Consider the following 25,361-nt stretch of genomic DNA (forward strand, 5'->3'; position numbering starts at 1 on the left):
CACAGATAGAGGCGCCGGGGTGGCCGAGCGGCCCAAGGCGCGGGACTGGAGATGTATACGAGATATCCCGTCCCCGTTCAGGGGGCGTGGGTTCAAATCCCACCCCCGGCGTGTCAAATCCTCTACCCTCGGGTTATGGCCAGGGAAGCGATGATCCTCTGATATCTTTACTTTTGTACCATGCTATGAACTTAGCCAAGGGCCCAGTAGATTTAGCGTCTGCTGTGCTTTACAAGTCAGTTCTGAGACTTTACATCTGTGTCTCTGCGTGTTTGTGGTCGTCGCAGTTTCGGAATACGTGTCTAGAGCTGAGTCGTTGCATCTGCTCTGCGATGTGAAGAAGGGCTAGGGGATCCAGACCCCCGCCCTTCTTAGGAGTTCTATGAAGTCCTCGAGGGGTAGGCCGGATATTCTCTGGGCCAGCCTCAAGGCGCCCAGCTCTATGAACAGCATCACGGCGGCCCTCTGCCTTGGGGGTAGCGAGTTTATGAACTCCCAGTCGGCGCTTTCTCTGCGCATTTTTCTGGCCTCCTCTTCGCGCTCAATGTACCACTGGGGGAGCGTCATAGGCCCAACATCTGTAGGTCGCGTCTCGGGAATTTATGCTTTGTCTCCTCTTCGTATCTGTATATTTCGCTCTTGTCTATGAAGCCCCTTTTCTCAAGCTCTATTAATACCTCCAGCGCCCTCCACACGCGTGCCCTCGCGTAGAGGAACTGCGCGGCGTATGCCGCACCGTTCTCTGATAAGACCGTGTATCCCCTATCGCCTGCTACTGCTATGCAGTACGCCTCGGGGTAGTCGAGGCGCCTAACAGGGTACCTCCCGCTCATCTCCATGAGCCGCAGTGCCTCGTCTCTGTAGTTTGGGAGCTCTGGGAAGAGCGCCATGACGCCTGCCGCAAGCTTTTCTGCCACCCACATGACGCTCCTTTCAGACCTCAGCTCGCCGAGAACAGGTTCCGGAATCCAGACCACGTCAAATACTTTGAACAGGAGGTCCCGGCGCGAGTAGCGGGCCCAATCTATTATAAACGACGCATCTGCGATGGCCTCAGTTGACATGTGGAATTTTCGCCCTTATCCGCAGTTCGTTGAACTCCTCCATGGACATGCCAGCGATTCGAGAGGCCACATATAAGTCCCCGGTCTCTATGTAGTACACAAGCGCCGCCCTCTGCCTTGGGGGTAGCGAGTTTATGAACTCCCAGTCGGCGCTCTCTCTACGTATCCGCCTCGCCTCCTCCTCCCTTGCCAGAAGCTCCTCCACGTAGTACACCACGTCAAGTTTTATAAACCTGCGCGTATGTACATGCGGCGGGGGGCTGCGCGGCGCGCCGGCCGCGCTCCGCCGATGGGCGGACCCAGGCTTGGGGGCCCGAAACCGGGGCCGGGCGGCGCCTCCTGCGGCGTTCCGCCCAGGCTTACCGAGGAGCCCCGGTCCAGCGGGGCGCCAGTCCCCGGCTAGCTCGGCCGTAGGGCCGAGTCAAGCCGGGCATGCGGGGAACCGGCGGAGGTCCGGGAGGGAGCACGCCTAACCCGCAGCTGGCGCGTTCGCTGGGGCGCCGGGGGGAGAGACGCCGAGGCGGGCGCCGCCCGGGGGCGTCGTCGGTCCCGGGTCGCCGCCGCTTATTTCCTGTAGCGTCAATAGGTGAAGGAAGCAGAGCTACAGAATTTCCGCCTTTTCTCCCAAGTGTATGTCTACTTCGAGCCTTACCCCGAAGGCGTGGGGGATGTAAATGCCGGGCTCGATGGTGAACACCATGCCTCTTTCTAGCACGTCTTGCGAGCTGGGGGATATGTCTGGCGCCTCGTGGATTTCGAGGCCGAGCCCGTGTCCGGTCCTGTGTATAAAGTAGGGGCCGTAGCCCGCCGCCTCTATGGTGGACCTAGCCGCCTTGTCTACTTCAGAGGCCCGCACTACTGGCGCAGCCGCCTTAATGGCCTTGGCCTGGGCCTTCTCCACGGTCTGGTACACCTCTAGGTACTTTCTGGGGGGCTCGCCGTAGAAGAAGGAGTTCGTCAAGTCGGCGTAGTACCCCTCGTAGGCGGCTGAGACGTCTATTACCACCGCGTCGCCGCGCCGTAGCTTCTTCTCCGTGGGCTCTTGGTGGGGGAGCGCTGTGTTGGAGCCGAATTGGACGAGGATGGGGCCGGGGCGTAGCCCCGCCTCGTATAGGGCGAGGTATATCCTCGCCGCAGTCTGCCTCTCTGTGGCGTCTTGGGCCAGCTCCAACGCGTCGAGGACTCTGCGTATGCGCCTCGCCGCCTCTCTAATCTTCGCCACCTCGTCTTCTTTCTTCACAGCTCTCCACTTCTTGAACAGCTCATCCGCAAGTTTAAATGTGGCGCGTGGAAATGCGCGTTTGACCACCTCGAAGTGCAACAGCGTGGTGCCGCCGTCTATGTACACTTCGCCGCTGTCACAGGGAGAGGCGGCTGCCCTCAACGCCTCGGCGGGGTCCTCCCCGTCTCTATAGGAGAAGACATTACCCCTTACCCTCTCCGCATCTAGCGCTGGGACGACGTACGCCGTATAGTCGCCGCACTTTACCGCGGCCTTGAACCTCTCGTACGTCTCAAGCCAGACCCCCGACAGGTATGCAAAATTCACAGTGGTAGTCGCGACGATCATATGTACTCAACGGGCACTAGCTCTACGCCGCTTTTGAGGATCCACGCGGCGGTCTCCCAAGTGTACACGTTGGCTATGAGCCACACGACGCGCCACACGGCCATGTACCTCACGTCCAAGGGGCTGGGATCCGGGGGCCCTGGATGCGTGTGAAAGATCGCCACGAGCTCTCTCCCCGCCCCCTCGGCCTCAGCCAAGGCCTTGTACATCTCCTCTGCGTCGAGCCTAAACGCCGCTGGGCTGTTTAACACATTGCGCATCCACCGCCAAGCCTCCACAACGTCTCCTCTGCCGAACAGCAACGCGGCACATTCGGCCCCGGGGGTGCACCTCGCCATGGCCTCCTCTAGGAAGGCCCTTGGGATTTTCACACCAGCGGCACGTACCGCGCCGTGTGGCTCCTCTTGGACACCTCCATGGAGAGCCTCTCCACTTGAGGCCCATCGCCTCTCACCACGAAGATTGTTAGACACTTCCCTTCTACGTGGAGGTGGGTATACGCCAAGATGGCCTCCTTGTGCCTCTCCACCACGTCGCTTAAGTCGGAGAAGCTGTTGGACAACGCCATTAAGACGCCTAGGCATTGGTGAGACGGCTCTGCGTGTCCCCGCCTAGACTCTAAATAGGCCTGCACCGCGTTTGCCACGACCTCGCTACGCGTCACGCCGAGCTCTGCCGCTATGCTCTCAACGGCCTCGGCCACCTCCTTCGGCAGAGACACGCCAAAGCGTTTCACACATAGAGTGGGGTACACGTATATATACTCAACCCCTGGGCTCCACGTGGCGTGTATAGGCGTCGTAGACACCACCTTCGCCCGCATCGACATGGGGTCGCTTGCGGTGGATGAGTTGCGCAACCTAATGCCCGACGCAGTAGTTAAGCGTCTCACCGTGCCCGGGATTAAGAACACGGTCTGGGGCGCCCTCAAGCTGATAAAAGAGGGGTGCGACGCGGTTATTGTGCTGGGCTGGGTGGGGCCCACTCAGACCGACAAGTACAGCTACTTGGCCACCTCTATAGGCCTTATGCAGTTGCAGATACAGACGGGCGTCTTGGTGCTAGACGTCACAGTTCACGAGGACGAGGCAGGCGGCGACGAGAAGCGGCTGAGGGAAATAGCTGTGGATAGGACGAAGAAGCATGTGTGGAACCTATACCAGCTTCTGAGGGGCGACTTGTCCCCGTACGCCGGGAAGGGGCTTAGGCAGGGGTATCCACACGCAGGTGAAATTGTATAAAGCGTATAAGAAACAAATTATATAAAGCGCCTAAGTAAAAGTAAAGGGAGTAGTCCGCTTACCATAGATTTATATATAATTATGCATAGTATATGTCTCGCAAGATTTTCATTTTTATATTTCTAGAGAAACCTATTTAAAGCTCCACGAGTTTTAGAACGGCGGCTACGGCAACTGCGCACGCCCCCCACGCCCCGCCGCAGGTTGCCGTGGTCCGCCTTCTCTTTACAGCAGTGCTGAGAGCGCTACCGCCAGCGCCCCGCTTAGAAATATGCCGTCAAAGACCCCGGCGCCTCCAATTGACACAAGCGGCGGCATATCCCTAAGCACTTTCCCCATGTTCAACAGATCTGCCCCTATTATTGTCCCATATACGGCCGTTACGTACGTGGCCACGGGCCCTCCGCCAGCTATAAGCGCCGAGAGCACCGCGATGAGGGGAGGGGCAAACGCAGGCGTGACGACGCCCACCCCCCTCACCACTCTGCTCACTGCGTTGACCAAGAGGGAGGCCACGGCTATTGACGCCAGGAGAGCCGCGCTGGGAGCCTTGGCGAAGAGATATGTGGCAACGGCGAGTGGTATGACTGCGCCGCCCACGTTCACAGCGACGTATGACTTCTCCTCATGCACAGCCACGCGGGGCACAGGAAAGGGTATTCCAAACACGACCACTGTGTCTACCACTGGGACGTAGTGGCGTCTAGACGCCGTGTACACGACGACGTTTATGGGGCTTGTGAGCAAGCTTAGAAACGTGATGGAGAGGGCCAGGACAACCGCCGCAATGGGATGGACGCCGACAGATGACAGCACTTTGGCGAAAGAGGCGGCGAAGAAGGGCATCATCAGCACGGCGAGTAGTGCGTAGAAGATGCCTAGCGGGCCGTAGAAAGGCAGTGCGATTACTATCTTCATTTTCTAACGGCTTTTGAATACGCCGCCTCGGCGATGTCGGCGGCGAATCCCACTACGGAGGCGGCCTCGTGCATGACGGGAGTGGCCTCGGGGCACGTCAGCTTCACAGTCTCCTTCTCCAACGCGGCCCGCCGTAGCAACACGCCTAGGGCCTTCTCTGCGTCTGTGGCGTAAAAGGCGTCGAAGGCGTCTTGCAGATATTTGTGAACCTTTTTGAATATGTCTAAGACTTCTTCGACGCATCCAACGCCGTTTTTTAGGTAGTAGTTCGTGGCCCGGTCTATGGCGTCTCCCACGTGTTCCAAGTTTTTGACTACTATTACGTAGTCTACGTAGTGTTCCGGCCTCTGGATTATGTTCTTCTTTATTGTCCTCAGCGAGAAGAAGTAAAGCTTGTCTAACTGGTCGTCCAACTTCAAGATCTCCTCGGCGATTCCCTTCTCGCCTTTGCTCAACATCTGTATAAATAGGGTGAACATGGCGTCTACAGTGGTGTACATGCTGCGGATGGCCTCGTCTATGTCCACGTCCTCCCGCGTGACGATCTTCAGCTTTAACACGCCGCCCACCTCCATGAGGACGACTCCTGGGAGCTTCCCCTCCACCTTTGTCACAACGGAGGAGACCTGCCTCGTGGCTATCTCCACCTCCTCTACCCCCTCTATGTAGTATGCGATTATGTCTCTCACGAGCTTTTCTACGTCGTCTCCCGTCAGCTTGATGCGTTTAGCGCCTTTGTCCTCCGTTGCTGGTAAGATAGTAATCTTGTCCTTGTCTATGAACACTCTCAGGGGGGATCCCACGCCTAGCCCATGCGCCTCGGCCCACTCCTTTGGAATAGTTATGCCGAGCGACCTCTCTCCAACCCTGATCAACCTCCGGAGCTCCACGTTATACCCTAGGTGTAATATATATTACTGTATCAGACTGGGACGGCTTTGTCACCAATCGACATCGGATGTGGTCATCACCTGGCAGTATCTAGGAGCGCCTTTAAAAACTTAGCAAGGGGGTAGAGCGTCTCGGCGCGAATCACTGCCTTGGCGGCCCTGGCCACTTCCTCGTTCACTGGGTTGAATGCGATGGAGTAGCCGGCCTTCTTAAACATGGGCAAGTCAGCCTCGCCGTCGCCCACGGCCACGGCCTCCTCCCACCTAAGCCCAAGCAGATCCAATATAGCCTCGGCTATCTCCGCCTTGTTTCTGTCGCTCACAGAGACAGCCACTGTGGCCACCTCTCCGTCTTTGTATATGAGGTCGTTTACCACGTAGAAGTGGAAGCAGTGCGAGACAGCCCTTGTGTAGCCGACCCCGGCCGATATGGCTACGGCATATACGCCCGCTTCTTTCAACGTATTACATAAGGTGTCTAAGCCGCGGGTGGTCTGGAAGCGGGCTTCTACAAACCTCCGCGGGGCGCCGCGCCAGAGCAGTACGTCTAAGAGTGCCCACTCGTAGTAGTCGATTAGGCCGAGTTTGTACAACTTCCTGTTCAACCCTGCGTCCACTCCAAATACCGCGTGTAGCCTCTGCCAGGCAGAGGTAAACGGGGTCACGACGCCGTCGACGTCTAATATTACCGCCTTATAGGCAGGGGCGCTGGGCATCTACTCCCGGTACACCTTAATTGCCCTAGAGGGGCAGTGCCTCTCAGCCTCTTTAACTTGCTCGTACAACTCGTCTGGCACCACGCCCTCTGAGACGCCGTTGACGGCGTACTCGGGCGAAATAACCGGCTTTCCCCCCTCCCCTGGGATAAACACTGTCGCCGCATAGAAGAAACAGAAGTGGGCAACTACACACCTCTCTCTATCAATCTTGACTCGCACAGGCACAAGGCCCACGCGTCTCCCCTATTTATCTCTTCATCACGCAACTGTGGAGGCTCCGAGCCCTGCAGGTAACGGGAAGCTCTTCCAGGACCTAGGTCGGCGAAGTGGTTGACAGCCCCAGGCTTTTCATAACGGCGGACACAACGTCGTCTACGTCGTGGGGTTTCACGATTCTACACGGTTTGCCGCCGCAGAGGGCGCCCTCGTATTCTAACAGCGCTCTCTTCACCTCTACGCCGCCGCCTGAGTAGCCCCCGAGCCCGCCGTTGTTGTACACTACTCTGTGGCAGGGGAGGAGGACTGGGTAGGGGTTTGACGCCATGAGGCGGCCCACCTGCCTGGGGCTTACGCCAACGGCCTCGGCGTATAGGCTGTAGGTGGTCACGGCCCCCCTCGGCACGCTTAGCAGGTACAAGAGCCTCTTGTCCGCCTTCTCGATTGGCACGGCGTTGACAAGTCTCTCCAGAGTTGTCCAGCTGGTACACCGCGGATTTACGTACAGTCTCTCACCGTCGAATCCAACGGCTACGGGTCCGTAGGAGGCGCAGAGCACGTAAAAATTTCTGCCCATTCTAAAAAGTGCCGCGCGTAAAACTGGCCGGAGTCCTCGTGGCGCTTGCGGGGGGCAGATCTGAGTTCGAGGTAGAGGGGGCCACTGTGAGAGAGGTCTTGGAAAATTTGGCGTCAGTGTCTAAGAGACTGTATGAGCGTGTGGTGGAACCTGGGGGCAGACTGCGGCCCGATATATACATCGCCGTGAATGACGTGGACATTAGGCTCTTGTCAGGGCTTGCGACCAGGGTTGAAAAAGACGACGTTGTGCTTATCCTGGCGTATATACACCCGGGCTAGTCTCTCTTCTTTTTTCTATTGTCGACAACTACGGCGGGGATTTTCTGCGTAGCTTTCTCATCTGCGGCCGCCTCGGGGCTTGCAATTACGACCTCTTGTCTGTAGTAGACCAGGCCCTTTGGCCACTCCTCCTTTGCGAAGATGGCCCTCAGCAGTAGAGTGGAGCCGAAGAAGAGGAACGTGGCCATGCCCGTCAAGACGGCGCTCCACACAGTGGCGTACTCCAGGTACGCCTCCAGCGGCGAGAAGGGTATTATCAGTCTCATGTTGAGCACCTCTCTTATCGCCCATATGCCGTTTATCACAAACCACACGAGAATTCCTGCGAGGCCCCACCTTATGAAGAAGTCACCCACCCACCCGGACAGAGGCCTCCTGGGGGGTAGCGAGGCTATAAACGCGAGGGCCAGCGCAATTATCATGAACCACACCCAGCCGCCGAAGACGGGGTGGCTGAGGTAGCGGCTCGTCTCATTTATAAGATCTCCTATGTTCATTGCACATTTCGCGGCGCCGGAATATAAGCCTAATGCGCAGGATGTGCAAGTATACTTACATAACGCGGCGTCTCTTAAAAACGTGGTGGCGCATGAGTTTATGATACTGTCAAACGACGAGTTGAAAAAGCTCATCTCCTTGGGCAAACTGAAGGTAGACCCCCTCTACCCCGACGCGGTGAGAGAGAATGGCCTCGACCTCCGCATCGGCGGAGAGTACGCCATATACGCCTACGAGGGGGCTGTGGTTAGGCCGTGCGACTTAGACGACGCTAAGCCGCTCTTCCGCGTGGTTAAGGCAGACGAGGTGGTTATACCGCCGCGGAACTTCGTGCTTCTGACGACTGAGGAGTACGTGAAAATGCCCGAGGACGTGGCCGGCTTGGCAAACCTCCGCTCCACTCTCGCCCGCTACGGCCTCTCTATACCGCCGACCGTGGTAGACGTAGGGTTCGAGGGCAATATAACCATCGAGGTGGTGAACAATAGCCCAAACACCATTGTGCTCAAGAGGGGGATGCGCTTCCTCCACCTAGTGCTAATAAAGGCCGAGGGGCGCGCCGCCTACCGCGGCGCCTACCAAGGACAGAGAGGGGTCACCCCGCCCAAGGGCCTCAAGGGAGAGTGTTAATAGTTTTAGTTAATGAGGTTAACCTAAAGGCTTAAGTGGTTGCCGACACTATATACACATGCCGGCTCTCTGGGTGTCCGGCTTAATTGGGCTCGCGCTAGGCGGCTATCTGGGACTTAGGGGGGTCAAAAAGAGGGATTTATGCGACATCTGTTTTTCCATAGGCTTGCTAGTCTTAGGGGTGTTATCGCTCGTATTAGCCGCCGTAGGCTACGAGGCCCTGGGCCTAGCCGTGGTCCCCATCTTAGGCGCCTTGCCCCCACTCCTAATGTCGCTGGGGGTCGTGTACGTGGCGTTGCCTAGGTATTGGAAGTTGTACCTCATCTTCGTCGTAGTGGGCATCGCGGCAATTGCGGCGGTTAGACAGACAGTCATGGTCTTTCACCCAGTGGCAGGTCTAATACTACTGGCACTGCCCATATACGCTGTGGTCAAAAAAGTTGCGCCGCCCTACTTCTCTCTTGTCTCAGTTGGCGCATTGCTCATCGGGGTGGGCGGCGTGGCTCTTGCCACAATAGCCGCGGGGAGGCCTCTCTTGCCGCTGGAGCTTGTGCTGGCAATACTCCCCTACGTGCTTCTTGGGACAGTGGTCTTCATGGGGCTTGGGGCTTTGCTGGGTAAGAAACAATGACGAGGGAGGAAAAGGCGTTACTAGTCGTTACCTTTTTCACCATCGCCTTTCTTGCGACGCTCTCTGGCCCATTAGCCGAGACTTTGCCGGTCAAAAAGGCCATCTTGTCTCTAGGCCAGGCTAAGGACACCTTTGAGGATTTTGAGGCTAGGGCAATAATGGCATACCACGTCGCGGCTGTGGTCGTCACGTCTGCCTTGGCCTACCTCGCGCTTAGGTATGTAGACATGGACCACTCCCTCAAGCCGACTATTTCTAAGCTGGTGACGGCTGGCTGGGCGCTTTCAATACCCTCTGGCCTCATCTTTGCCTACTTCTGGAGGTCTCCGTTGATACACGCCTTATGGATAATTGGCCTGTCGTTGATGTTTACGGCGGCGGTGGTCCTGTTATACGCCATGTCGCCGCTTAGGATTAACTGGAGAGAGAACGCGCTAGAGAAAGCCGCCTTTTTCATAACTGGCCTCAGCCTAGTTCTTTCCATCGTGTTTGGCGGCGTATATGCCTCGCACTTCGGCTTCGACGAGGGGGTAAAGGCGGTGTTGTTAGAACACCACTCAACTCTTGAGTACAGGGGGCTAGGGCCCGCGGCGACTACCCTGCAGTTAGTGGCCACGGGGCATGCCCATGGCGCAGTGGCGCTGTGGGGAGCCGCGCTCATGCTGATAGGCTTTAAGTGGGTGAGGGCAAGCGGCAGAATGTACAAGTGGGCGTTGATATTCGCCGCGGTGGGCTCTTTGATCACGCTTGTGGGCGTCTCAGTGGTGGCCCCGTTAAGGCCCATTGCGCATCAGATAATCTTCTTCGGCATAGGGCCTCTGCACATATCTCTCCTCTTCCTCTGGCTGTACTTGCTTAAACAGCTACGGGGCGGCGGGTGGAAAGACCCAGTGAAGTTTGGCATATTTCTATCTCCTGTACTCACAGTAGTTTTTGTGACTTTGACGGGTCCTCTTGTTACAATGCAACTGAGAGACGTGGTCAGGGTAGTGTGGCCTCTTGAAGACGAAATCGCCTACAACGTGGCGCATTGGCACATGTTGGCGCTGATTTTCGCGTACACCACGTTTCTGCTGTATGCAGACGGCCTCAGGGGCTTCGCGAGAAAGTCCATGTGGATATTCGTCATTGGGGCTCTTGTTGCATTGGCCGGGGCCTTTGTCTATGAGCTGTCTCCCATATTCGCGGGGGCTAAAAAGGGCGTCTCATTGGAGCTCGTTGCCACCATAGCCGAGAAGTCGCAGGAGGTGAAAAAGGCGGCGCTGGTGCCCATGGATGTGGGACTGATCCTACTATTCGTCGGATTTGCCATAGGCGCCGCTGGCCTAGTGGGGCCTCTAAAGAGGGGCTCACAGCAGTAGGTCCACGTCCTCTGGGCAGGCGGCCCGGCTTTTTGTATATAGGTCAAATACCTCTACGCCGTCGCTGACGACGGCTATTTTAGGCTTTGTCTTCCTGTAGGGGCCTGCGGTGGAGCTGAACACAGTCACCACCGAGCCTCCGTGGTGGGTGGCGCACCCCGCCGAGACGTAGGTGTGTCCCCGCACCACTACTCTGGTGTTGTGCAACGCGTGGAACGTCTTTGTAATCTCTCTGCCGAATAGCCAAGCCCCGGGCCCTCTGGGGCTTGGGAGATAGTCGTCGCAGTTGCATGGGTCATTCCAGAGGATTTGAAACGCCAGGGGGTCCCCTGGGATTGTTAAATCTCCCTCCAGCGTAGCCAAGCGGTTGAGCGGGGCTGGCCTCATGTTTTCGCCGAGCGGTATGCCGCCGTGTAGCGCCACCACTTTGCCGTTTACCACGGCCGCTAAGGGGAGCGCGGCGAAGGTTTTTTCAAACTCCTTGTACACCGCGCCGCATCCCCTGCCCAACTTCTCACATAACTCGTCGAGGAACCCCCCGTCCACGTTCATGGCAGGCGACTCGTGGTTCCCCCTCAGCACCGCTGCCTTTCCCTCTAGGAGTAGGCGGAAGACCTCTTCAACTACCTCAAGCCCCTTGTCGCCTCTGTCTACATAGTCGCCGAGGAATAGGTACGGGGGCGGCCACTCGTTTAATACCCTTTGAAGCGTGGCGTAGTCCCCATGGAGATCCCCCACGACGGTGTACCTTCCCTCAAGCCGCAACAAAAGCCCCCTGCTCCTTTCGCGGACTTTGGCCAAGAGGTCTACCAAAGCCTCCGCCATAGCCTCTTGGCGTTCTCCTCGACGATCTCTCTCACGTACTCGGGCGTGGTGGACCAGAGCTCCGCCATCTTCTCCACAGTCTTCTCGATCAGCGGGGGCACGAGTCTCAGCCCCCTATACTCGTAGGGCCCGTCGCTTTCCACAAGGACAATCCTCCTGTCCGCAGCTGCCGCGACCTCTTGGTGCTTTTTCTGAATGGTCACGGCTGGGTTTATTGAGATGTAGTACCCCAGGTCCCTTATAGTGTCCAAAAGGTGTAGGGGGCCAGTGTACCAGTGGATTAGCGCTCTATCCACGTCGGAGCGTCTAAGCTCCTCCACCACGTCGGCCCACGCGTCTGGGGCGTGGACGTTGACCACTAGGTCTAGCTCGCGAGCCGCGCGTAGGAAGGCTCTGAAGTACTCCCTCTGTTTGTCAAAGCTGTGGGGGACAAACCTCTTGTCTAACCCCACCTCTCCCACGCAGGGGACCTCCCGCCTCTCCAGGAGCTTAAGCACTGTGGACAAGTCCCCGGGCTCTGCCTTTTCCACTTGCCAGGGATGTATCCCTAGACACCTCACCACGCCCTCCATCTCCAGTGTCTTTTTAGAAGTGGCTAAGTCGTCTGAGACGCATACCAGCGTCCACTCCCGCCTGTACTCCTCCAACTCCTCAGCCGGTAACTCGTGGCAGTGTATGTGGTTGTCGAACACGTGTTATCTTAGCCCCGTATAAAAACACCTTGCCCTGGGCAGGGGGCCGGCCTCATTTTGACGTAGGTGGTGTAGAGTCTCGGCGTTCCGCCGTACGGCCCCGGCTCCCCCCTGGCGACTGCGTTAATAGGCTCCCCCCTCAGCCCCCTCCCTATGCCCCAGTACGCCACGACGCCCTTGGGCACAGCCGAATCGGCTATCGCCCTCACTAGCACCTCTCCATACTCGTTGTACAGATACACGCAGGGAGATACATAGTCCTCAGGGTTTACAGCTACGGCGGCGTCGGGGTCGCCGTATATGTCTCTGAACTGGCTATTGGTGTAAAGCGGGCTGGGGGGAAAGGTCAACACGAGCCACCCCTCTCTGGGCTTGGCGTATGTGGGCAGGGGCGGGAGCCCCCTCTCCTCCGCCGTGACGCTATAGAACTCGACTTTGCCCGTCTTTGTCGGGTAGCGGTAGTAGTTTGGAGCGGCCAGCTTGACCACGCCCCGCCGCCTGAGTTCGTCTAGTGTAATCCCAGTGCCTCGTATTGCCACATCTACGGCGTCCCAGGGGTCCTCCCGCAACAGGGGGTGACTCTCCAGCCCCAGCCGCTTCGCCAGCTCCTGCATAACCCAAGTCTCCCTCCTCGCCTCGCCTGGGGGATCGGCCACGGCCTTGTTGTACACCAAGTAGTTGTGCCAGTAGGAGTACACCACGTCGTCTTTCTCCAAGTACAGGGGCGCGGGGAGAACGAGGTGGGCCGCCTCAGCTGTCTCGTCCATCAGAGGGGTGTGGACCGCGAGGAAGATGTCTCCCCTCTCAGCGGCCTCGGCGATGCGGTTTCCCTGGGGCAGAGTTAAGACGGGGTTTGCGTTCCACACGTAAACTACGTCGAAGTTGCCTATCTCAGACCCGACGAGCCCCATGGGCACCACGCGGCTTGGGGACGAGAGGTGTAGCCCCCTTAGATACCTAAAGTCGATGCCCCAGGCCCCGGAGTTGCTGTAGTAAAAGCCCGCAGGGTCGCCGAGGAGCGCGTGGAGCAGAGATATGGCCCTGGCGGCCTCTCCCCCGTTCTCAGTTCTGCCAATGGCAAAGCCTATCACTGTCACAGGCTTTTCTAAGTAGAATTCCACAAGTCTTTCAAAAGTCTCGCGCGGAACGCCCGTCTCCGCGGCGACGAACTCTGGCGTATATCTTTCGACGTATGTGGCAAATTTGTCGAACCCGTAGGTATACTTCTCCACGAAGTCTCTATCGTAGGCTCCCCTCTCTATGATCTCTCTCGCCACGCCCAGCGCGAGCACCACGTCTGTGCCCGGTCTCACGAGCACGGGCAAGTCCACGCTCTTCATAGTGCGAGTCCACAACACGTCCACCGCGGCCAGCGGCCTCCGCCCCCTTTTGGCAATTGCGAAGCCGTGTATAAAAGACGTGGCGGCGTCTAGGGCCCAGAAGACCACAGGCCTACCCTGGAGGTGCTCGGGCAATGCCCCCCACGCCCTGCCCCAGTGTAGCTTAATGGCCTCTGCCCCCTCGGACGAGCAGATGCTGTAGTCTGTCGAGGCGGCGCCCATGGCGTTGAAAAGCCTCGCGGGGAGGTACCAAGTGAGCAGGCCCTGGTTTCCGTCGTAGTCAATGTGGAGAATTCTTCTAGGCTCCGCCTCCTTCATCCTCTCCGCCAGCTCAGAGAGCGCCCGGTCCCACCCCACTTCCACGGTCTGTCTCTCTTTTTTCAAAAGCGGCGTTTTTACCCGGCGGGGCGAGCTGAGCCGTTTTACATCGGCCGCGCCTCTTGCACATGTAAAGCCGAGCGTTGGAAAATCTGGGCGCGGCCGTAGCCTTAGTAGCCCGCCCTCTGTCACTGGGTCAAATAGGCATGTGTCATAACAGTCTCGGGTACAGGCTAACACCATGGCTCGCCCGCCGATTTGGGTTAAAAATCAAATCCTCCGGTGTAGCCTCCTTAAAAACTGCCTGAGCCTCTCTGTGCGGGGGTTGTACAAAATCTCTGGCGGCCCCTCCTCCACTATTTTCCCGTTTTCGAAGAACACCACCCTATCTGCTACGTCTTCTGCGAAGTCTACCTCGTGTGTGACTATCAACATCGTGGTGCCGCGCCTGGCGATGTCCTCAAGCACTTGTAGCACCTCCTCCACCAGCTCTGGGTCTAGGGCAGAGGTCGGCTCGTCTAACATCAGAACCGAGGGCCTAATGGCGAGTGCCCGGGCTATTGCCACCCTCTGTTGCTGGCCGCCTGAGAGTTGTAGCGGATATGCATTCGCCTTGTCTAACAGTCCCACTAGTTGTAGCGCCTCCATTGCCCTCTCTCTCGCCTCGCTGAGCGGTAGCTTGTGCACTTTGACGAGCGGGAGGACGATGTTGTCTATTACGCGTAGGTGTGGGAATAGGTTGTAGCTCTGGAAGACGAAGCCCACCCTAGTCCTCACCTTGGCCAACGTGGCCGGACCTACTTCGACGCCGTCTATCACTATTCTGCCCTGCTTAGGCTTGACGAGCCAAATCAGCGATCTTAGGAAAGTGGACTTGCCAGACCCAGAGGGGCCCATTATTACAACCTTTTCCCCCTTTCGCACGTTGAGGCTGACCCCCTTCACCACCTCGTGGTCGCCGTATGCGACCACTAGGTTTTCTACGACTACGGCGGACATGGCCTACAATATGCCTCTCCTCAAGTAGCCGGGTATGGCGTATCTCCTCTCTATCCAGTGGCTTATCTTAACCATTGTGTAACAGAGGATGAAGTATACAGTTGCGGCGGCCATGTACGCCTCGAAGTACATAAACCGCGATGCTGAGAAGTAGTCGGCCCTTCTAAAGACGTCAGGCGGGAAGACCCCTATGACTGCCACCAGCGAGGAGTCTTTGATGAGTAGGACGAGCTCGTTCATGAGGGCGGGCAGGGCAATTCTTAGAGCCTGGGGCAGAATTATGTACCTAAAGGTCTGGGCCTTGGTAAAGGCATAGGCCTCCGCAGTGAGGTACTGCTCCACGGGGATTGCCTGAACGGCGGCTCGGAAGATCTCCGCCTGGTAGGCTGCGCTGTTGAGACCCAGCGCGATGACCCCTGCCGTGAACGGATCTAGGTTGATTCCATAGGCCTTTAAGTAGCCGCCCACTCCGAAGTAGATTATAAATATCTGCACGAGCAGGGGAGTCCCTCTAAAGGCCTCGACGTACGCCGTGGCGATCCACGGCAACGGCTTTGGCAAGAAGAACCTTGTCAACAGCAAGAGAGAGCCCAGCACTATGCCTATTGAGAACGCCAGAGCCGCGAGAGACATGGTTGTGGGAATTCCCATTGATACATAGAGAAGCGCGTCTATGTAGTCTTGGAACGCCATTGGCGCCATAAAGTCTAAAATTTTTATCCTTGTCCAACGGCGTGATTCGGTTAGAGGAGATTGAGCGAGACATAAAAGCGTGGGCGAGGGCCCGGGGCTTGCGCCACTTGGCAGATGTGGAGATCGCAGTGGTTTACAACCCTAGGTCTAGGTCTAGGGCAGTGGCGCGGATGTGGGGGCTAAACAGAGTTTTCCAACTTGCATACGGCATGCCCCCGCTGTACGTATTAGAGCTTTTAGAGGCCTTTTTCCACATGTCTTGCCAGGGGAGGGCCAGAGTCCTCGCCCACGAGCTCGCCCACGTGCCGTCTACGGCAAGCGGCGCGTTGAGGCCGCACAACAAGGCCTTTTGGAGAGACTACAGGAGATATGCGGGTATGATGACTTGCGACGATTTTCCATCTCTCAGGCTTATAAGCCCTAGAGGAATATAGGGCGTGTACTACCTAGCCGACCAACGGCTTAAAGTAGCCTCTGAGAAATATGGAGTAGCCCTGGCGCTGAAGTGTAGAACTCTCTACCAATTGTACAAACTGTACAAACAGGGATTAGTAACACAGGCGGTTGGAAAAGAGGCCGAGGAAACCCTTGCGCGGGAATGCCCAAAAGAGTTAATCGAATTAATCGCCCCGACGGTAGACTAGATCCACCCCCTTGTCTTCATGGCGTTGTATATTCTTTCTAGGGCTGTGACTACTGCGGCGTCTCTCATGGTCCAGCTCTTCTCCTTCTCCCACCTGGCGTATACTCTAGCCACGTTGTTGGACATTATGGCCTCAAGCCTCCTCCTAGTCTCCTCCTCATCCCAAAACAGCCACTGCAAATTCTCCACCCACTCCAGATAAGACATAATCACGCCGCCAGCGTTAGCCAAGATATCCGGCACCACCACAACCCCCCTCTCATACAGCCTCCTCTCAGCCCCAGGGGTAGTGGGCCCATTAGCCCCCTCCACCACCAACCTAGCCCTAACCCCATCCACATTGTCCTCCCTAACCACATTCTCAATAGCGGCAGGCACCAAGATGTCCACGTCTAGGGAGAAGATCTGGTCTGGGTTTTTCACAATTTCAACGCCGTTTTTCTGGCTTATCATTTCGAGTAGCTGCGGGCCTTTTGCCTTTGTTTCTCTAATGAGATCCACGTCTAACCCCCTCTCTCTGTATACCACGCCGTTGACGTCCGAAACTGCCACGACTTTGGCGCCCATTTTCTCAAGCCAATAGGCGGCCCATCTGCCCACATTGCCTAAGCCTTGCACAGCCGCGGTTTTTCCCACTATTCCTCCCCATAGCCTCTTCGCGACTTCTCTTGCCGCTACTGCCACGCCGAAGCCTGTGGAGTATTCTCTGACTGGGTTTCCCCAGAGCTCTGGGGGCTTTGAGGTAAAGACTGCTGGGGCGTTTCTTCCCACAAGCCTTGAGTACTCGTCTACCATCCAGGCCATTACCTGGGAGTCTGTCCCCACGTCTGGGGCTGGGATGTCCAACTGCTCGCCTATGAGAGGCGCCACGGCCCGCGCGTAGCCCCTAGCCAACTCCTCAAGCTCCCGCCTAGAGAGCCTCCGCGGGTCCACTCTCACAGCCCCCTTAGCCCCGCCGTAGGGCAGGCCCGCGAGGCTATTCTTAAGCGTCATAAGCATGGCAAGAGCAATATCATCAGCCAAAGTCACCTCCGGATGAAAACGAATACCACCCTTAAAAGGACCAAGAGCATCATTATGCTGAACACGGTAGCCCTCAAAGTACTTTATCTTTCCGTCGTCCATTTTCACCGGTATGTTTACCACTAGTATTCTCTTTGGCTTTTCTAGTGCTTCGTAGAATTCTGGCGGTAGTCCGGCCAGTTCTACTCCTCGCTTAATTGTCAGTAGCGTATTGATTAGGAAGTCTGATACTATGTAGGTTGTGCTCACTAGATTTTGAGCCACCGTGTCTCGTCATGTGAGAATTTATAAATTTTCGTTTACATAGGCACACTATAGAGGTATATAGTTTGGCTTTTTAAAACTGTGCCGCCTCTCCTACCATGGCGAAGTACTTGGGGATAGATGTGGGGGCGACGTGGACTAGGGCCATTTTAGTTGATGAGGGCGGCTCCGTTCTGTCAAGGGCGAAGATTAGGACTGGCGTGAGCCCCGTTGCTGAAATCGCCGAGGTTGTCGCTGGTTGGGATTTCGACGCGGTGGGGGTGGGGTCCATTGGCCCAATGGATCTCAAAACGGGGGTGGTCGTAAATTCTCCGAACTCTCCCTCTAGGCGGTTTCCACTTGTGGAGCCTCTGAAGAAGTTCAAAAGGCCTGTGGTAGTTGCTAACGACTGCGTGGCGGCGGTGTGGGGCGAGTACGTGTTTAAATACCACGTGGACAACATGGCGTACTTGACTTTGTCCACTGGCGTTGGGGTTGGGGCAATTGTAAACGGAGTCTTGCTGTTGGGCAAAGACGGCAACGCCCACGAGCTCGGCCACGCCGTGATAGACTTCAAGTCGCCTAGGCGGTGCGGTTGCGGCGGCCTCGGCCATTTTGAGGCCTTCGTCGGCGGCGCCAACATGCCCAGCTTCTACCAAGAGGTCGCCGGGGAAGGGCCCCTCCTGCCTGAGGAGATATTTAAGCGGGCTAGAGAGGGCTACCGCAAGGCAGTGGAGTTCTTAGACGTGTGGTTGGACGCACTTGCGGCGGGGGTAGCCACCATCCTTGCAGCATATGACCCAGAGCTTTTGATAGTGGGGGGATCTATAGCCTTGAACAACTGGGACATTGTGGGCCGGGAGTTGCCCAAGAGGCTTGTAAAATACCTGGGCGTAAGAGGGGCGGAGATTAGGCCGGCGTCTTTTGGTGACGACGAGGTGGCCATCGGGGCCGCCGCTCTGGCGTATAAGACGCCTGAGACATTGAAGAAGTTTGGGTATCCCCGATAGGCGCCCTGCCGTAGTGAAAAAGTTTAAAATATAGGGGATTGAGGCGGCTACATGGTTAGACGTTTTAAGCGCGCTACTAAGTATAGGAGGGGGAGCAGGACGCATGGTTGGGGGCGAGTGGGCCAGCATAGGAAGAGCGGCGGCTCTGGCGGCAAGGGCATGGTTGGCTTTCACAAGCATAAGTGGTCTCTCGTCATGAAGTACGGCGAGAGCGGCACCGGCTGGCCCTTCTACGGAAAACACGGGTTTAAACAACCCGAAACCATCTCCGTCGAGTGGCGCCCCATAAACGTGGGCAGACTGGCCGAGCTGGTTAAAGAGCTTAGGGAGAGGGGCGAGGTGAGAGAGGAGGAGGGCCGCCTAGTTGTAGACTTGTTAAAACTTGGCTACAACAAGCTGTTGGGCGGAGGGCACATGGACGTGCCCCTAGTGGTCTACACGCCTGTGGCCAGCAAAGCCGCTGTTGAGAAAATAGCGAAGGCCGGGGGGGAGGTGCGCATTGTGAGCCTAGTCCACAGGTGATGGATTTTCTAACCTTCATACCCACAGTCCCGAGGCCGCCTAGGCGGTTGTCGATATCTAGGAGGCTGTTTTGGACGGCCGTAGTAGCAACTATCTACATACTTATGACGATAACGCCGCTCTACGGGATTCCGCATACCCAAGCAGCGCAGGGAAATCCTCAGCTTCAGCAACTCCTCTCCATAATCTTCGGCACGGCGTCGGGCACGCTTGCCCACCTCGGCATAGGTCCCATCGTCATAGCCGGTATCTTGATGGAGGTTTTCGCGTTCTCCGGCGTATTGAACCTAGATTTAAACAAGCGGGAGGATAGGCTCAAGTTTACGTTGATGCTGAAGTGGGCGGCCCTGGGAATAGCGGCTTTAGAGGCGACTGCTTACGTGCTGGGCGGCCAATTCGGCACTGTTACGCCTCTCGGCGGAGTGTTAATAGTCCTCCAACTGTTGCTGGCCACAGTCATAATACTGCTCCTAGACGACTTGATGTCTAAGGGCTGGGGTATCGGTAGCGCTATTAGTCTAATAATATTCTTGGGAGTGTCTAGGCAGATATTCCTAAGCCTATTCTCCTGGGACACAGTCCAAGACTCTAACGGCAATACGCAAGTCTTCGGTCTTCTCCCCGCGCTTGGAGTAGCCTTGTACGACCTCTTTACTTCTGGGAATGCAAACACCTTGCTGGGGCTTGTAAACCGCCCACTAACCGTCAACACCTACCTCCCCGACTTCGTAGGGCTTGTCGCCACAATCCTCCTAGGCTACATAATACTCTACCTAGAAATGATGAAAGTGAACATACCCGTCGCCTCTGCGCAGTACCGTGGAATTAAGTTCACAATACCCCTGCGCTTCGTCTACGTGTCGGTACTGCCAATAATATTCACCACCTACTCGCTACTGCTGGTGGGGCAACTCTTGCAACCATTTGCCGCAAACAACCCGGCGCTAATTACGGTCCTCAATGTGATATTTCTGCCGCATAGATATTTCGACCCGCTTCTCATAATACTCAACTTCGCCCTGTACGTGGCCCTCGCCATAGCCTTTGCTTGGATTTGGGTGCAGTTGGCTGGGCTAAGCGCCGAGGATCAAGCAAGGCAGTTTACGCAGTCACAGCTACACGTCCCAGGGTTTAGGCAGAGCGAGCGCGTGTTGGCCAAAATCTTGGAGAGGCCTATAAACGCGTTGACTATCATAAGCGGATTTATAGCAGGCACCTTTGCGTCTCTTGGAAACGTGCTAGGCGTGTGGGGCGGCGGCGTGGGGCTAATACTGCTCGTCGAAATTGCCCTACAGTACTACGCCTTGGTGATGCGGGAGCAGTTGCTCGAGATGTACCCAGGCCTCAAGGAGGTTCTAAGCAGGTAGGCGCGTTAAAAATTTAAAGCAGGTCCTATTGGTCGCTCATGGGCGGTAGGCAGAGGACTTCGCTGTTTATGACTACAGAGGAAGAGGCAAAGAAGCTTGGGCTAGAGACTGAGGAGGAGAAGAAGGAGAAGAGCAAGGAAAAGGAAAAAGAGAAGGGGAAGAAGTAGGTGTTTTCTATTGCAATTCCACACGATTTTCTTTCTGAGTCTCCAGATGAGGCTAGCAAGGTGAGGAAGATTGGCTTCTTGGCTAGGGCGGCGGCGATTTTCAAGGCCCCCCTAATCATAATCTACCACTACGGGAAGCCGCTTAGAGAAGAAATAGACCTCATGAAGACGTTGTTAGAGTACTTGGCCACGCCCCCCTACCTTAGGAAAAAGGTGTATAAGCTAGACAAGAGGCTTAAGCTAGCTGGACTCCTTCCCCCACTTAAGATTCCCAGCCACGTTGCGCCAGAAGAGCCCCGAGTCGGCGAAGTGCGCGAGGGGGTGGTGGAGCGGTGGGACGGCTACTACTCCCTCGTCTACATCGGCGGGGGCAGATACGCCAAGGTGCCAAAGCCGTATCCAATAGGGACACGCCTCCTCGTGAAAATAGAGGCGCCCACCCAGAGGTCTGACACGTTCAGAGCCTCGGTGTTCAAGGGGCCTCCGCCCGCGTATTGGGGCTACCGCGTCGAGGTAAGACCCCTGGAGACTCTGACAGAGGGTTTCGACACTGTGGTACTCACGGGCAAGGAGGGAAAGTCTATATGCGAAACGAACATTAGACTGGGAGAAAAGACGCTTATAGTTTTTGGCAGTCCGCGCAAGGGCGTTGACGAAATATACAGAGAGGCGGGGCTGAAGCCCCCCGGCGATCTGGTGAACTTTGTGCCTGGGCAGGGAGTTGAGACTATTAGGACAGAAGAAGCCGCCTTTATTGTCTTAGGCGTGTTGCACTACTTAGCCAATTGCGGCGCTAGACGAGGTTGTAGTCCTCGAGCTTGACCCCCCTCTCCAACGTCTTGTGAGGCCACACCTTCACGCGCCTCAGCACAGCCCCATCGCCAACTGTCGCATCGTCGGCGATCACGGAGTCTTCTATCACGGCCCCCTCTCCCACGTAGACATGCCGCCCTATGATGGATCTCCTAATCACGGCCCCCCTGCCCACGTAGGACCTATCCATTATCACTGAGTCTTCGACGGTGGCCCCTTCTCTCAATACAACGTAGTTGTCTATCACAGAGGACTTGATGTAGCTGTTTGCACCAATGTGCACATGCCGCCCTATTAATATGTGGCCCTCTATTTTTACCGCCCCACTGGCGATGTCGGCACGTATCTTCTCCTTCAGCGCCTTTGACTGTCTGCTTGTTCCCTGGGCGTATACAGACGGCGCTATCTCCTCAGCCTCTAGCTCCTGCGGCGTCAAATTCTCCAAGAGGTACTGCACAGCCTTTAGATACCGGCCGGGAGTCCCCACGTCGAACCAATAGCCGCGGGTGACATAGCCGTACACCGGCAGGCCAGCTGCCACCACCGCTGGTATTACGTCGCCGCCGAAGTCCAGCCTGCCCTCCATGTACAGCTTTTGCCCAAGCTCGCCCTCGAAGAAGTCTCTGAAGTCCTCCGAGAGGAGGTATATCCCAGTATTCACCAAGTTGCTGGGCGCGTCCTCCCGCCTCTTCGGCTTCTCCACGAACTTCAATATGCGCATCTCTTCGTCGACGGCGGCCACGCCGAACTCGCTTAAGTCGCCCTCCTCCTCCTCCTTGAGGGCAATGGTGATAAAGGCCCTCTTCTCACTATGTACTTTATACATCTCCTCCAAGTCCAGCTTAAACACGTTGTCCCCCTGCACCACGAGCGCCGGCTCCTTGATGTCGTAGTACTCCATGGTGGCCAACACAGCCTCGGCGTTGCCCCGAGTCTCTACACGGGGCATGTACCTAATGCGGACTTTTCTCCCATACCGCGCATAGAACCACGCGCCCTCCCTAAAGTAGTCGTATATGTCGCGGTAGTTGTAGTAACCCCTCACGCCGAAGTACACCTCCTCTACGCCCTGCTGAGCCAGTTGTAATATCGTTAGCTCAACTAGGGGCCTGTTGAGAAACCTCACCATCGCCTTCGACGTCTCAACCGTGAGAGGACGAAGGCGCACAGCCTCGCCGCCGACGGGAATAATGGCAACTCTAACGCCCATACTACTTACTACATGCGTATATAACTATTTTCCACGCCTATCTCACAGTCACAGCCCTGTAGTAGGCAAAGGTCCTGGCCCTCTCGTAGCACTTCTCCAACATATCGACAGTATGTACAAGCCGAAATCTGCTATCCACGTACTTAACGATCTCGTGACGCGGAGGGGTCTTGTAGACGCCTGTGGCCAGCGCCTCAAGCACCCTGCCAAGTCCCTCTACATCTTCTGGCTCCACTAAGACGCCGTAGCCGTCTACTACTTCAGGCAAGCCGCCGACTCTGGCGGCCACCACGGGGGTTCCGAGGGCCATGGCCTCTATCGCCGATATGCCGAAGGGCTCCCACCGCGAGGGCATTACCAAGGCCTTTGCCACATAGTGAAGCGCCTTGTACAGTCTGGGGGGGACCCTAGAGGTCACCAACGCCGCCTTACCCCACCGCTCGGCCACAAGACGCTTCACGTACTCCTCGTAGCCGGGCTCTCCCGCGGGCATCCCCAAGATGAGCAGGCGGGCCGAGGAGCTGAAGTCAAGCGCCTTGACGGCCAAGTCTATGCCCTTCTGCCACGAGAGTCTGCCAACCGCAAGAAAAAGCGCCCCTCCAGGCTCTACGTGTCCCACGGCGCCCAGCCCCTCGGCCTCTTTCACAAGCTTCCACACGTCGCCCTCTGAAACGCCAGCCACCTCGTCTATAGACCAATCGGTGGAGTTATACACAACACAAGACTTATCCCTCAGCCACTGCCCATGTTTATTCAACAGCTCCTCGAGGTAGCCGTAGCTCACTGTGGAGATTACGTCGGCCTCCAGCACCCCGAACTTCTCCACGTTTCCCCACGCCTCGTTCCACACGGCGTCGTAGTACTCATAGCGGTGGCAACAGACTCGCCACACCGGGTGTGGCCTATTCACAAGTCCGGCCCACTCCGCGTAGTGCCAAGGAAAGGCGTAGTCCCACGACAAGTGGATGGTGTAGAGCAGAGGCAGGGCGACCCCCCTCCTCTCGCCTAAGTCCTTTAAAGCGACGCCAGCCAAGACGGTGGGCCAGTCGTTCACGTGCACTAAGTCAGGGAGGCCGAACCTCTCGGCGAAGGCCACAGCCGCCCTCGCGAGAAGGGCAGACTTCTCCTCGGCGTACTCGTAGACGCCCCATCTGTCAAAGACGTGGCCTGTGGCGTAGTCGAGACCCTTAAACATGACGATCTTAACGCCCTGCACCCACGTGATCTCTGCCCCCAGGCAGTACGGATATGCCTTGCCGTCCACGCCCCACCTCTCTCCACACGCGCGGAAGTCGAGGGGGAATAGGTCAAAACCTCTGTTGGGGTCGAGGTGCCTCCCGTGGCTGGGCATGAGCACCGTTACGTCGTACCCCCTCTTGGCCAGCCCCACAGCGTACTGGCGTACGGCCTCGGCAAGACCCCCCACCTTCACGAGGCCAGCAAATTCAAACGTGAGTATGTACACCCGGCGAATTTTCTCAGGAGCGTACATACCGCTCTGCGGCGGGGAGGGGTAGTAGGAAGACGTCGGTGAGCCACTTCAAAAGCTCTTCCCTGTGTCTCTCCTTGAAGGAGCGGTCGACGCTCTTGAGGTCTTTCAGGGAGCAAAGCCGGAGGCCCTCGGCCCAGAAACACCTCTCGTCTTTGAACGATAGTCGCTCGGCGGCCTCCACAGTCCACTTCTCCCGTATGTGGAACAGAAGCGCCGTCAACGCCGACATATACACGTCGTGAGCCTTGTAGGCGGAGCCGTAGGGGCTGAAGTATGAGTGCACCTCCCCCGCGGGCCCCATCTTAGTGGCTTGGTAATAGAAGTGGTCGCTTGTGGAGAGGAGGCGCCAGAGCCTTAGCACATCGCCGCCTAGTGCCTTGGCGTATGGGTATAGCCACGCTAGTAGGGAGAAGGCCTCTCTCTGGAGCTCGTTGCCGAGCCACGCCGATAGGTCGCGTTCGTCGGCCCAGCTGATGGTGCTCCAGGGCGGCACATCGTAGACGTCGCGCGGCGGGTAGCGTTGCGCTGCCTCGGACACCGTGGCAAAGGAGAGCCTAGGCCTTTTCGCGACTTCTCGGGGGAGCCACTTCAAGAACTCGTGTATCCCCGACTCTGGCCAGTGGTGTTCGCCAAATGTCTCGTAGTCCACGGCGATAAGCACTACGTCCCCCGGCGTTGCCTCAAGCCAGGCGGCGTATTTGTCGGCGGTCAAGGGCCACTGGTCCCACCACCTGGCCCCAAACCTAAAGCCAATGTCGTCGCTGAGCCTATAGTTCCTTGTTAAAACTCTGGCGTCGCATCCCCACGCCTTGTAGACGTAGTTGGGCGACCGCCAGCCCAGAACCCACTCCACTCCCTCGGTCACCACTGTGGAAAAGCCCATTTCCCAGAGGGCACACGCCACGTCGTTGTTGTATATAAACTCGGTGTTCTCCGCGGCCCTCGGCCTATAGCCGACTAGCTCTTCCACAGCCTTAGCATGCTCCTCCACCTGCTCCCTGAACTCTTCTCTGTCTATAAACCACGCGAGACTGTGATAGTAGGTCTGCGCCACGAACTCAGAGCCGAGGGCCGCGAGCTCTTGAAACATTGACAATACGTCGGGCGCCCACTTGCGCATCTGCTCCAAGGCGAGGCCGCTGACGCTGAAGGTGACGCGGAAGCCCGGAACCTCCCTTGCCGCCTCCAGGATTATACGCGTTGCAGGCCTGTAGACCTTTTCCACGACCCTCTTGAAGATCGAGGCGTTGAGCTCGTCGTAAAACACCTCGTGCTCGCTTGGCGTACGGGGAAACACTCGGCGTAGGTCTGGGCGTATACGCCTCGGCTGGTGTACTTCGAAAAATAGTACTACATCCACAGACGCAGATAGGGCCGTGAATATACATTTAACGGATACCTGACGCGG

Annotated in this window: 33 protein-coding genes and 1 tRNA gene; 13 read left to right on the forward strand and 21 right to left on the reverse strand. The window is 57.0% G+C overall.

Annotated elements, in window-relative coordinates; all coding sequences use genetic code 11:
- Nucleotides 1–13 precede the first annotated feature (13 nt).
- Nucleotides 14–111, forward strand: a tRNA-Ser gene (locus tag PCAL_RS05360).
- 234 nt (nucleotides 112–345) lie between these two features.
- On the opposite strand, the gene PCAL_RS05365 is transcribed toward PCAL_RS05360, so the two are convergent.
- The 6 genes from PCAL_RS05365 to PCAL_RS05390 form a co-directional block, all read right to left on the reverse strand.
- On the reverse strand, nucleotides 346–567 hold the full coding sequence (locus tag PCAL_RS05365; protein WP_011849690.1) for a hypothetical protein: 222 nt from the start codon (nucleotides 565–567) through the stop codon (nucleotides 346–348).
- Nucleotides 564–1,064 (reverse strand): hypothetical protein, encoded by a 501-nt coding sequence (locus tag PCAL_RS05370; protein WP_011849691.1) that lies wholly within the window; start codon nucleotides 1,062–1,064, stop codon nucleotides 564–566. The genes PCAL_RS05365 and PCAL_RS05370 overlap by 4 nt, the downstream gene beginning before the upstream one ends.
- Nucleotides 1,054–1,269, reverse strand: a complete 216-nt coding sequence (locus tag PCAL_RS05375; RefSeq protein ID WP_193322941.1) for a hypothetical protein — start codon at nucleotides 1,267–1,269, stop codon at nucleotides 1,054–1,056. Before PCAL_RS05375 ends, PCAL_RS05370 begins: the two co-directional genes overlap by 11 nt.
- A 396-nt stretch (nucleotides 1,270–1,665) precedes the next feature.
- On the reverse strand, nucleotides 1,666–2,634 hold the full coding sequence (locus tag PCAL_RS05380; protein WP_011849693.1) for a M24 family metallopeptidase: 969 nt from the start codon (nucleotides 2,632–2,634) through the stop codon (nucleotides 1,666–1,668).
- Nucleotides 2,631–3,005 carry a M67 family metallopeptidase gene (locus tag PCAL_RS05385; protein ID WP_011849694.1) on the reverse strand — a complete coding sequence of 125 codons (375 nt, stop codon included), beginning with the start codon at nucleotides 3,003–3,005 and terminating at the stop codon, nucleotides 2,631–2,633. Before PCAL_RS05385 ends, PCAL_RS05380 begins: the two co-directional genes overlap by 4 nt.
- Nucleotides 3,002–3,370 (reverse strand): CopG family ribbon-helix-helix protein, encoded by a 369-nt coding sequence (locus tag PCAL_RS05390; RefSeq protein WP_011849695.1) that lies wholly within the window; start codon nucleotides 3,368–3,370, stop codon nucleotides 3,002–3,004. The genes PCAL_RS05385 and PCAL_RS05390 overlap by 4 nt, the downstream gene beginning before the upstream one ends.
- A 46-nt stretch (nucleotides 3,371–3,416) precedes the next feature.
- Here PCAL_RS05390 and ribC point away from each other — a divergent pair, with 46 nt between their 5' ends.
- Complete coding sequence (gene ribC / locus PCAL_RS05395) at nucleotides 3,417–3,875, forward strand: riboflavin synthase (RefSeq protein WP_011849696.1); 459 nt, start codon at nucleotides 3,417–3,419, stop codon at nucleotides 3,873–3,875.
- A 225-nt stretch (nucleotides 3,876–4,100) separates the two neighbouring features.
- On the opposite strand, the gene PCAL_RS05400 is transcribed toward ribC, so the two are convergent.
- The 5 genes from PCAL_RS05400 to PCAL_RS05420 form a co-directional block, all read right to left on the reverse strand.
- Nucleotides 4,101–4,793 (reverse strand): DUF1614 domain-containing protein, encoded by a 693-nt coding sequence (locus PCAL_RS05400; protein ID WP_011849697.1) that lies wholly within the window; start codon nucleotides 4,791–4,793, stop codon nucleotides 4,101–4,103.
- Nucleotides 4,790–5,683 carry a phosphate signaling complex PhoU family protein gene (locus PCAL_RS05405; RefSeq protein ID WP_011849698.1) on the reverse strand — a complete coding sequence of 298 codons (894 nt, stop codon included), beginning with the start codon at nucleotides 5,681–5,683 and terminating at the stop codon, nucleotides 4,790–4,792. The genes PCAL_RS05400 and PCAL_RS05405 overlap by 4 nt, the downstream gene beginning before the upstream one ends.
- 77 nt (nucleotides 5,684–5,760) lie before the next feature.
- Entirely contained in the window at nucleotides 5,761–6,399 is a 639-nt protein-coding gene (locus PCAL_RS05410; protein ID WP_011849699.1) for an HAD family hydrolase, read from the reverse strand.
- Entirely contained in the window at nucleotides 6,400–6,627 is a 228-nt protein-coding gene (locus PCAL_RS05415) for a ferredoxin (protein WP_193322942.1), read from the reverse strand.
- Between the two features lie 88 nt (nucleotides 6,628–6,715).
- Entirely contained in the window at nucleotides 6,716–7,177 is a 462-nt protein-coding gene (locus PCAL_RS05420; protein WP_011849701.1) for an MGMT family protein, read from the reverse strand.
- Between the two features lie 26 nt (nucleotides 7,178–7,203).
- On the opposite strand from PCAL_RS05420, the gene PCAL_RS05425 reads away from it, so the two are divergent.
- On the forward strand, nucleotides 7,204–7,476 hold the full coding sequence (locus tag PCAL_RS05425; RefSeq protein WP_011849702.1) for a MoaD/ThiS family protein: 273 nt from the start codon (nucleotides 7,204–7,206) through the stop codon (nucleotides 7,474–7,476).
- Here PCAL_RS05425 and PCAL_RS05430 read toward each other — a convergent pair.
- A complete protein-coding gene (locus PCAL_RS05430) occupies nucleotides 7,473–7,973 on the reverse strand; it encodes a hypothetical protein (protein ID WP_011849703.1) in 501 nt (166 codons plus the stop codon). The two genes, PCAL_RS05425 and PCAL_RS05430, sit on opposite strands and share 4 nt — an antisense overlap.
- A gap of 100 nt (nucleotides 7,974–8,073) precedes the next feature.
- Between PCAL_RS05430 and dcd the strand changes: the two genes are divergently transcribed.
- From dcd to PCAL_RS05445, 3 genes are read left to right on the forward strand one after another with little or no spacing between them, the layout of a single operon-like run.
- Entirely contained in the window at nucleotides 8,074–8,604 is a 531-nt protein-coding gene (gene dcd, locus PCAL_RS05435) for a dCTP deaminase (RefSeq protein WP_011849704.1), read from the forward strand.
- 58 nt (nucleotides 8,605–8,662) lie between these two features.
- Entirely contained in the window at nucleotides 8,663–9,235 is a 573-nt protein-coding gene (locus PCAL_RS11590; protein WP_011849705.1) for a hypothetical protein, read from the forward strand.
- A complete protein-coding gene (locus tag PCAL_RS05445) occupies nucleotides 9,232–10,596 on the forward strand; it encodes a hypothetical protein (RefSeq protein WP_011849706.1) in 1,365 nt (454 codons plus the stop codon). The genes PCAL_RS11590 and PCAL_RS05445 overlap by 4 nt, the downstream gene beginning before the upstream one ends.
- Here PCAL_RS05445 and PCAL_RS05450 read toward each other — a convergent pair.
- Genes PCAL_RS05450 through PCAL_RS05470 form a run of 5 tightly spaced genes read right to left on the reverse strand, consistent with a single transcriptional unit; the run spans nucleotide 10,585 to nucleotide 15,463 of the window.
- On the reverse strand, nucleotides 10,585–11,421 hold the full coding sequence (locus PCAL_RS05450) for a metallophosphoesterase family protein (protein ID WP_011849707.1): 837 nt from the start codon (nucleotides 11,419–11,421) through the stop codon (nucleotides 10,585–10,587). The genes PCAL_RS05445 and PCAL_RS05450 overlap by 12 nt on opposite strands.
- Nucleotides 11,403–12,113: a TatD family hydrolase gene (locus tag PCAL_RS05455; RefSeq protein ID WP_011849708.1), complete on the reverse strand. Its 711-nt coding sequence runs from the start codon at nucleotides 12,111–12,113 to the stop codon at nucleotides 11,403–11,405. The genes PCAL_RS05450 and PCAL_RS05455 overlap by 19 nt, the downstream gene beginning before the upstream one ends.
- Nucleotides 12,114–12,121: 8 nt before the next feature.
- The gene (locus PCAL_RS05460; RefSeq protein WP_011849709.1) at nucleotides 12,122–14,014 is read right to left on the reverse strand and encodes a molybdopterin-dependent oxidoreductase; all 1,893 of its coding nucleotides are present in this window, start codon (nucleotides 14,012–14,014) and stop codon (nucleotides 12,122–12,124) included.
- A gap of 27 nt (nucleotides 14,015–14,041) precedes the next feature.
- On the reverse strand, nucleotides 14,042–14,770 hold the full coding sequence (locus tag PCAL_RS05465; protein ID WP_011849710.1) for an amino acid ABC transporter ATP-binding protein: 729 nt from the start codon (nucleotides 14,768–14,770) through the stop codon (nucleotides 14,042–14,044).
- 3 nt (nucleotides 14,771–14,773) lie between these two features.
- On the reverse strand, nucleotides 14,774–15,463 hold the full coding sequence (locus PCAL_RS05470; RefSeq protein WP_193322943.1) for an amino acid ABC transporter permease: 690 nt from the start codon (nucleotides 15,461–15,463) through the stop codon (nucleotides 14,774–14,776).
- A 41-nt stretch (nucleotides 15,464–15,504) separates the two neighbouring features.
- Between PCAL_RS05470 and PCAL_RS05475 the strand changes: the two genes are divergently transcribed.
- Both PCAL_RS05475 and PCAL_RS05480 read left to right on the forward strand, forming a co-directional pair.
- Nucleotides 15,505–15,897: a putative metallopeptidase gene (locus tag PCAL_RS05475; protein WP_011849712.1), complete on the forward strand. Its 393-nt coding sequence runs from the start codon at nucleotides 15,505–15,507 to the stop codon at nucleotides 15,895–15,897.
- 3 nt (nucleotides 15,898–15,900) lie between these two features.
- Nucleotides 15,901–16,107, forward strand: coding sequence for a hypothetical protein (locus tag PCAL_RS05480; RefSeq protein WP_011849713.1), 207 nt, complete (start codon nucleotides 15,901–15,903; stop codon nucleotides 16,105–16,107).
- Here the strand turns inward: PCAL_RS05480 and PCAL_RS05485 are convergent.
- Nucleotides 16,104–17,378, reverse strand: coding sequence for a Glu/Leu/Phe/Val family dehydrogenase (locus tag PCAL_RS05485; protein ID WP_011849714.1), 1,275 nt, complete (start codon nucleotides 17,376–17,378; stop codon nucleotides 16,104–16,106). The two genes, PCAL_RS05480 and PCAL_RS05485, sit on opposite strands and share 4 nt — an antisense overlap.
- Nucleotides 17,379–17,491: 113 nt before the next feature.
- Between PCAL_RS05485 and PCAL_RS05490 the strand changes: the two genes are divergently transcribed.
- From PCAL_RS05490 to PCAL_RS05505, 5 genes are read left to right on the forward strand one after another with little or no spacing between them, the layout of a single operon-like run.
- Nucleotides 17,492–18,382: an ATP-dependent glucokinase gene (locus PCAL_RS05490; protein ID WP_011849715.1), complete on the forward strand. Its 891-nt coding sequence runs from the start codon at nucleotides 17,492–17,494 to the stop codon at nucleotides 18,380–18,382.
- A 51-nt stretch (nucleotides 18,383–18,433) separates the two neighbouring features.
- Nucleotides 18,434–18,904 (forward strand): uL15 family ribosomal protein, encoded by a 471-nt coding sequence (locus PCAL_RS05495; protein ID WP_011849716.1) that lies wholly within the window; start codon nucleotides 18,434–18,436, stop codon nucleotides 18,902–18,904.
- Nucleotides 18,904–20,271, forward strand: coding sequence for a preprotein translocase subunit SecY (gene secY / locus PCAL_RS05500; protein WP_011849717.1), 1,368 nt, complete (start codon nucleotides 18,904–18,906; stop codon nucleotides 20,269–20,271). The genes PCAL_RS05495 and secY overlap by 1 nt, the downstream gene beginning before the upstream one ends.
- Nucleotides 20,272–20,309: 38 nt before the next feature.
- The gene (locus PCAL_RS11685; protein ID WP_011849718.1) at nucleotides 20,310–20,438 is read left to right on the forward strand and encodes a hypothetical protein; all 129 of its coding nucleotides are present in this window, start codon (nucleotides 20,310–20,312) and stop codon (nucleotides 20,436–20,438) included.
- Complete coding sequence (locus tag PCAL_RS05505) at nucleotides 20,439–21,260, forward strand: putative RNA uridine N3 methyltransferase (protein WP_011849719.1); 822 nt, start codon at nucleotides 20,439–20,441, stop codon at nucleotides 21,258–21,260. It begins immediately after the preceding gene.
- Here PCAL_RS05505 and PCAL_RS05510 read toward each other — a convergent pair.
- The 3 genes from PCAL_RS05510 to PCAL_RS05520 are packed head-to-tail and all read right to left on the reverse strand — an operon-like array spanning nucleotide 21,232 to nucleotide 25,313.
- On the reverse strand, nucleotides 21,232–22,461 hold the full coding sequence (locus PCAL_RS05510) for a sugar phosphate nucleotidyltransferase (RefSeq protein ID WP_011849720.1): 1,230 nt from the start codon (nucleotides 22,459–22,461) through the stop codon (nucleotides 21,232–21,234). The genes PCAL_RS05505 and PCAL_RS05510 overlap by 29 nt on opposite strands.
- Before the next feature lie 37 nt (nucleotides 22,462–22,498).
- Complete coding sequence (locus PCAL_RS05515; RefSeq protein ID WP_011849721.1) at nucleotides 22,499–23,953, reverse strand: glycogen/starch synthase; 1,455 nt, start codon at nucleotides 23,951–23,953, stop codon at nucleotides 22,499–22,501.
- Entirely contained in the window at nucleotides 23,940–25,313 is a 1,374-nt protein-coding gene (locus PCAL_RS05520; RefSeq protein ID WP_011849722.1) for a glycoside hydrolase family 57 protein, read from the reverse strand. Before PCAL_RS05520 ends, PCAL_RS05515 begins: the two co-directional genes overlap by 14 nt.
- Between the last annotated feature and the right edge of the window lie 48 nt (nucleotides 25,314–25,361).

Source organism: Pyrobaculum calidifontis JCM 11548 (genome assembly GCF_000015805.1).
GTDB lineage: Archaea > Thermoproteota > Thermoprotei > Thermoproteales > Thermoproteaceae > Pyrobaculum > Pyrobaculum calidifontis.

What these genes read in the sequence shown, in the direction of transcription:
- PCAL_RS05365 (WP_011849690.1), bottom strand. Translation starts at nt 567, where the DNA reads ATGACGCTCCCCCAGTGGTACATTGAGCGCGAAGAGGAGGCCAGAAAA.
- PCAL_RS05370 (WP_011849691.1), bottom strand. Translation starts at nt 1,064, where the DNA reads ATGTCAACTGAGGCCATCGCAGATGCGTCGTTTATAATAGATTGGGCC.
- PCAL_RS05380 (WP_011849693.1), bottom strand. Translation starts at nt 2,634, where the DNA reads ATGATCGTCGCGACTACCACTGTGAATTTTGCATACCTGTCGGGGGTC.
- PCAL_RS05400 (WP_011849697.1), bottom strand. Translation starts at nt 4,793, where the DNA reads ATGAAGATAGTAATCGCACTGCCTTTCTACGGCCCGCTAGGCATCTTC.
- PCAL_RS05410 (WP_011849699.1), bottom strand. Translation starts at nt 6,399, where the DNA reads ATGCCCAGCGCCCCTGCCTATAAGGCGGTAATATTAGACGTCGACGGC.
- PCAL_RS05430 (WP_011849703.1), bottom strand. Translation starts at nt 7,973, where the DNA reads ATGAACATAGGAGATCTTATAAATGAGACGAGCCGCTACCTCAGCCAC.
- dcd (WP_011849704.1), top strand. Translation starts at nt 8,074, where the DNA reads ATGATACTGTCAAACGACGAGTTGAAAAAGCTCATCTCCTTGGGCAAA.
- PCAL_RS11590 (WP_011849705.1), top strand. Translation starts at nt 8,663, where the DNA reads ATGCCGGCTCTCTGGGTGTCCGGCTTAATTGGGCTCGCGCTAGGCGGC.
- PCAL_RS05445 (WP_011849706.1), top strand. Translation starts at nt 9,232, where the DNA reads ATGACGAGGGAGGAAAAGGCGTTACTAGTCGTTACCTTTTTCACCATC.
- PCAL_RS05450 (WP_011849707.1), bottom strand. Translation starts at nt 11,421, where the DNA reads ATGGCGGAGGCTTTGGTAGACCTCTTGGCCAAAGTCCGCGAAAGGAGC.
- PCAL_RS05460 (WP_011849709.1), bottom strand. Translation starts at nt 14,014, where the DNA reads ATGGTGTTAGCCTGTACCCGAGACTGTTATGACACATGCCTATTTGAC.
- PCAL_RS05465 (WP_011849710.1), bottom strand. Translation starts at nt 14,770, where the DNA reads ATGTCCGCCGTAGTCGTAGAAAACCTAGTGGTCGCATACGGCGACCAC.
- PCAL_RS05470 (WP_193322943.1), bottom strand. Translation starts at nt 15,463, where the DNA reads ATGGCGTTCCAAGACTACATAGACGCGCTTCTCTATGTATCAATGGGA.
- PCAL_RS05490 (WP_011849715.1), top strand. Translation starts at nt 17,492, where the DNA reads ATGGCGAAGTACTTGGGGATAGATGTGGGGGCGACGTGGACTAGGGCC.
- PCAL_RS05495 (WP_011849716.1), top strand. Translation starts at nt 18,434, where the DNA reads ATGGTTAGACGTTTTAAGCGCGCTACTAAGTATAGGAGGGGGAGCAGG.
- secY (WP_011849717.1), top strand. Translation starts at nt 18,904, where the DNA reads ATGGATTTTCTAACCTTCATACCCACAGTCCCGAGGCCGCCTAGGCGG.
- PCAL_RS11685 (WP_011849718.1), top strand. Translation starts at nt 20,310, where the DNA reads ATGGGCGGTAGGCAGAGGACTTCGCTGTTTATGACTACAGAGGAAGAG.
- PCAL_RS05510 (WP_011849720.1), bottom strand. Translation starts at nt 22,461, where the DNA reads ATGGGCGTTAGAGTTGCCATTATTCCCGTCGGCGGCGAGGCTGTGCGC.
- PCAL_RS05515 (WP_011849721.1), bottom strand. Translation starts at nt 23,953, where the DNA reads ATGTACGCTCCTGAGAAAATTCGCCGGGTGTACATACTCACGTTTGAA.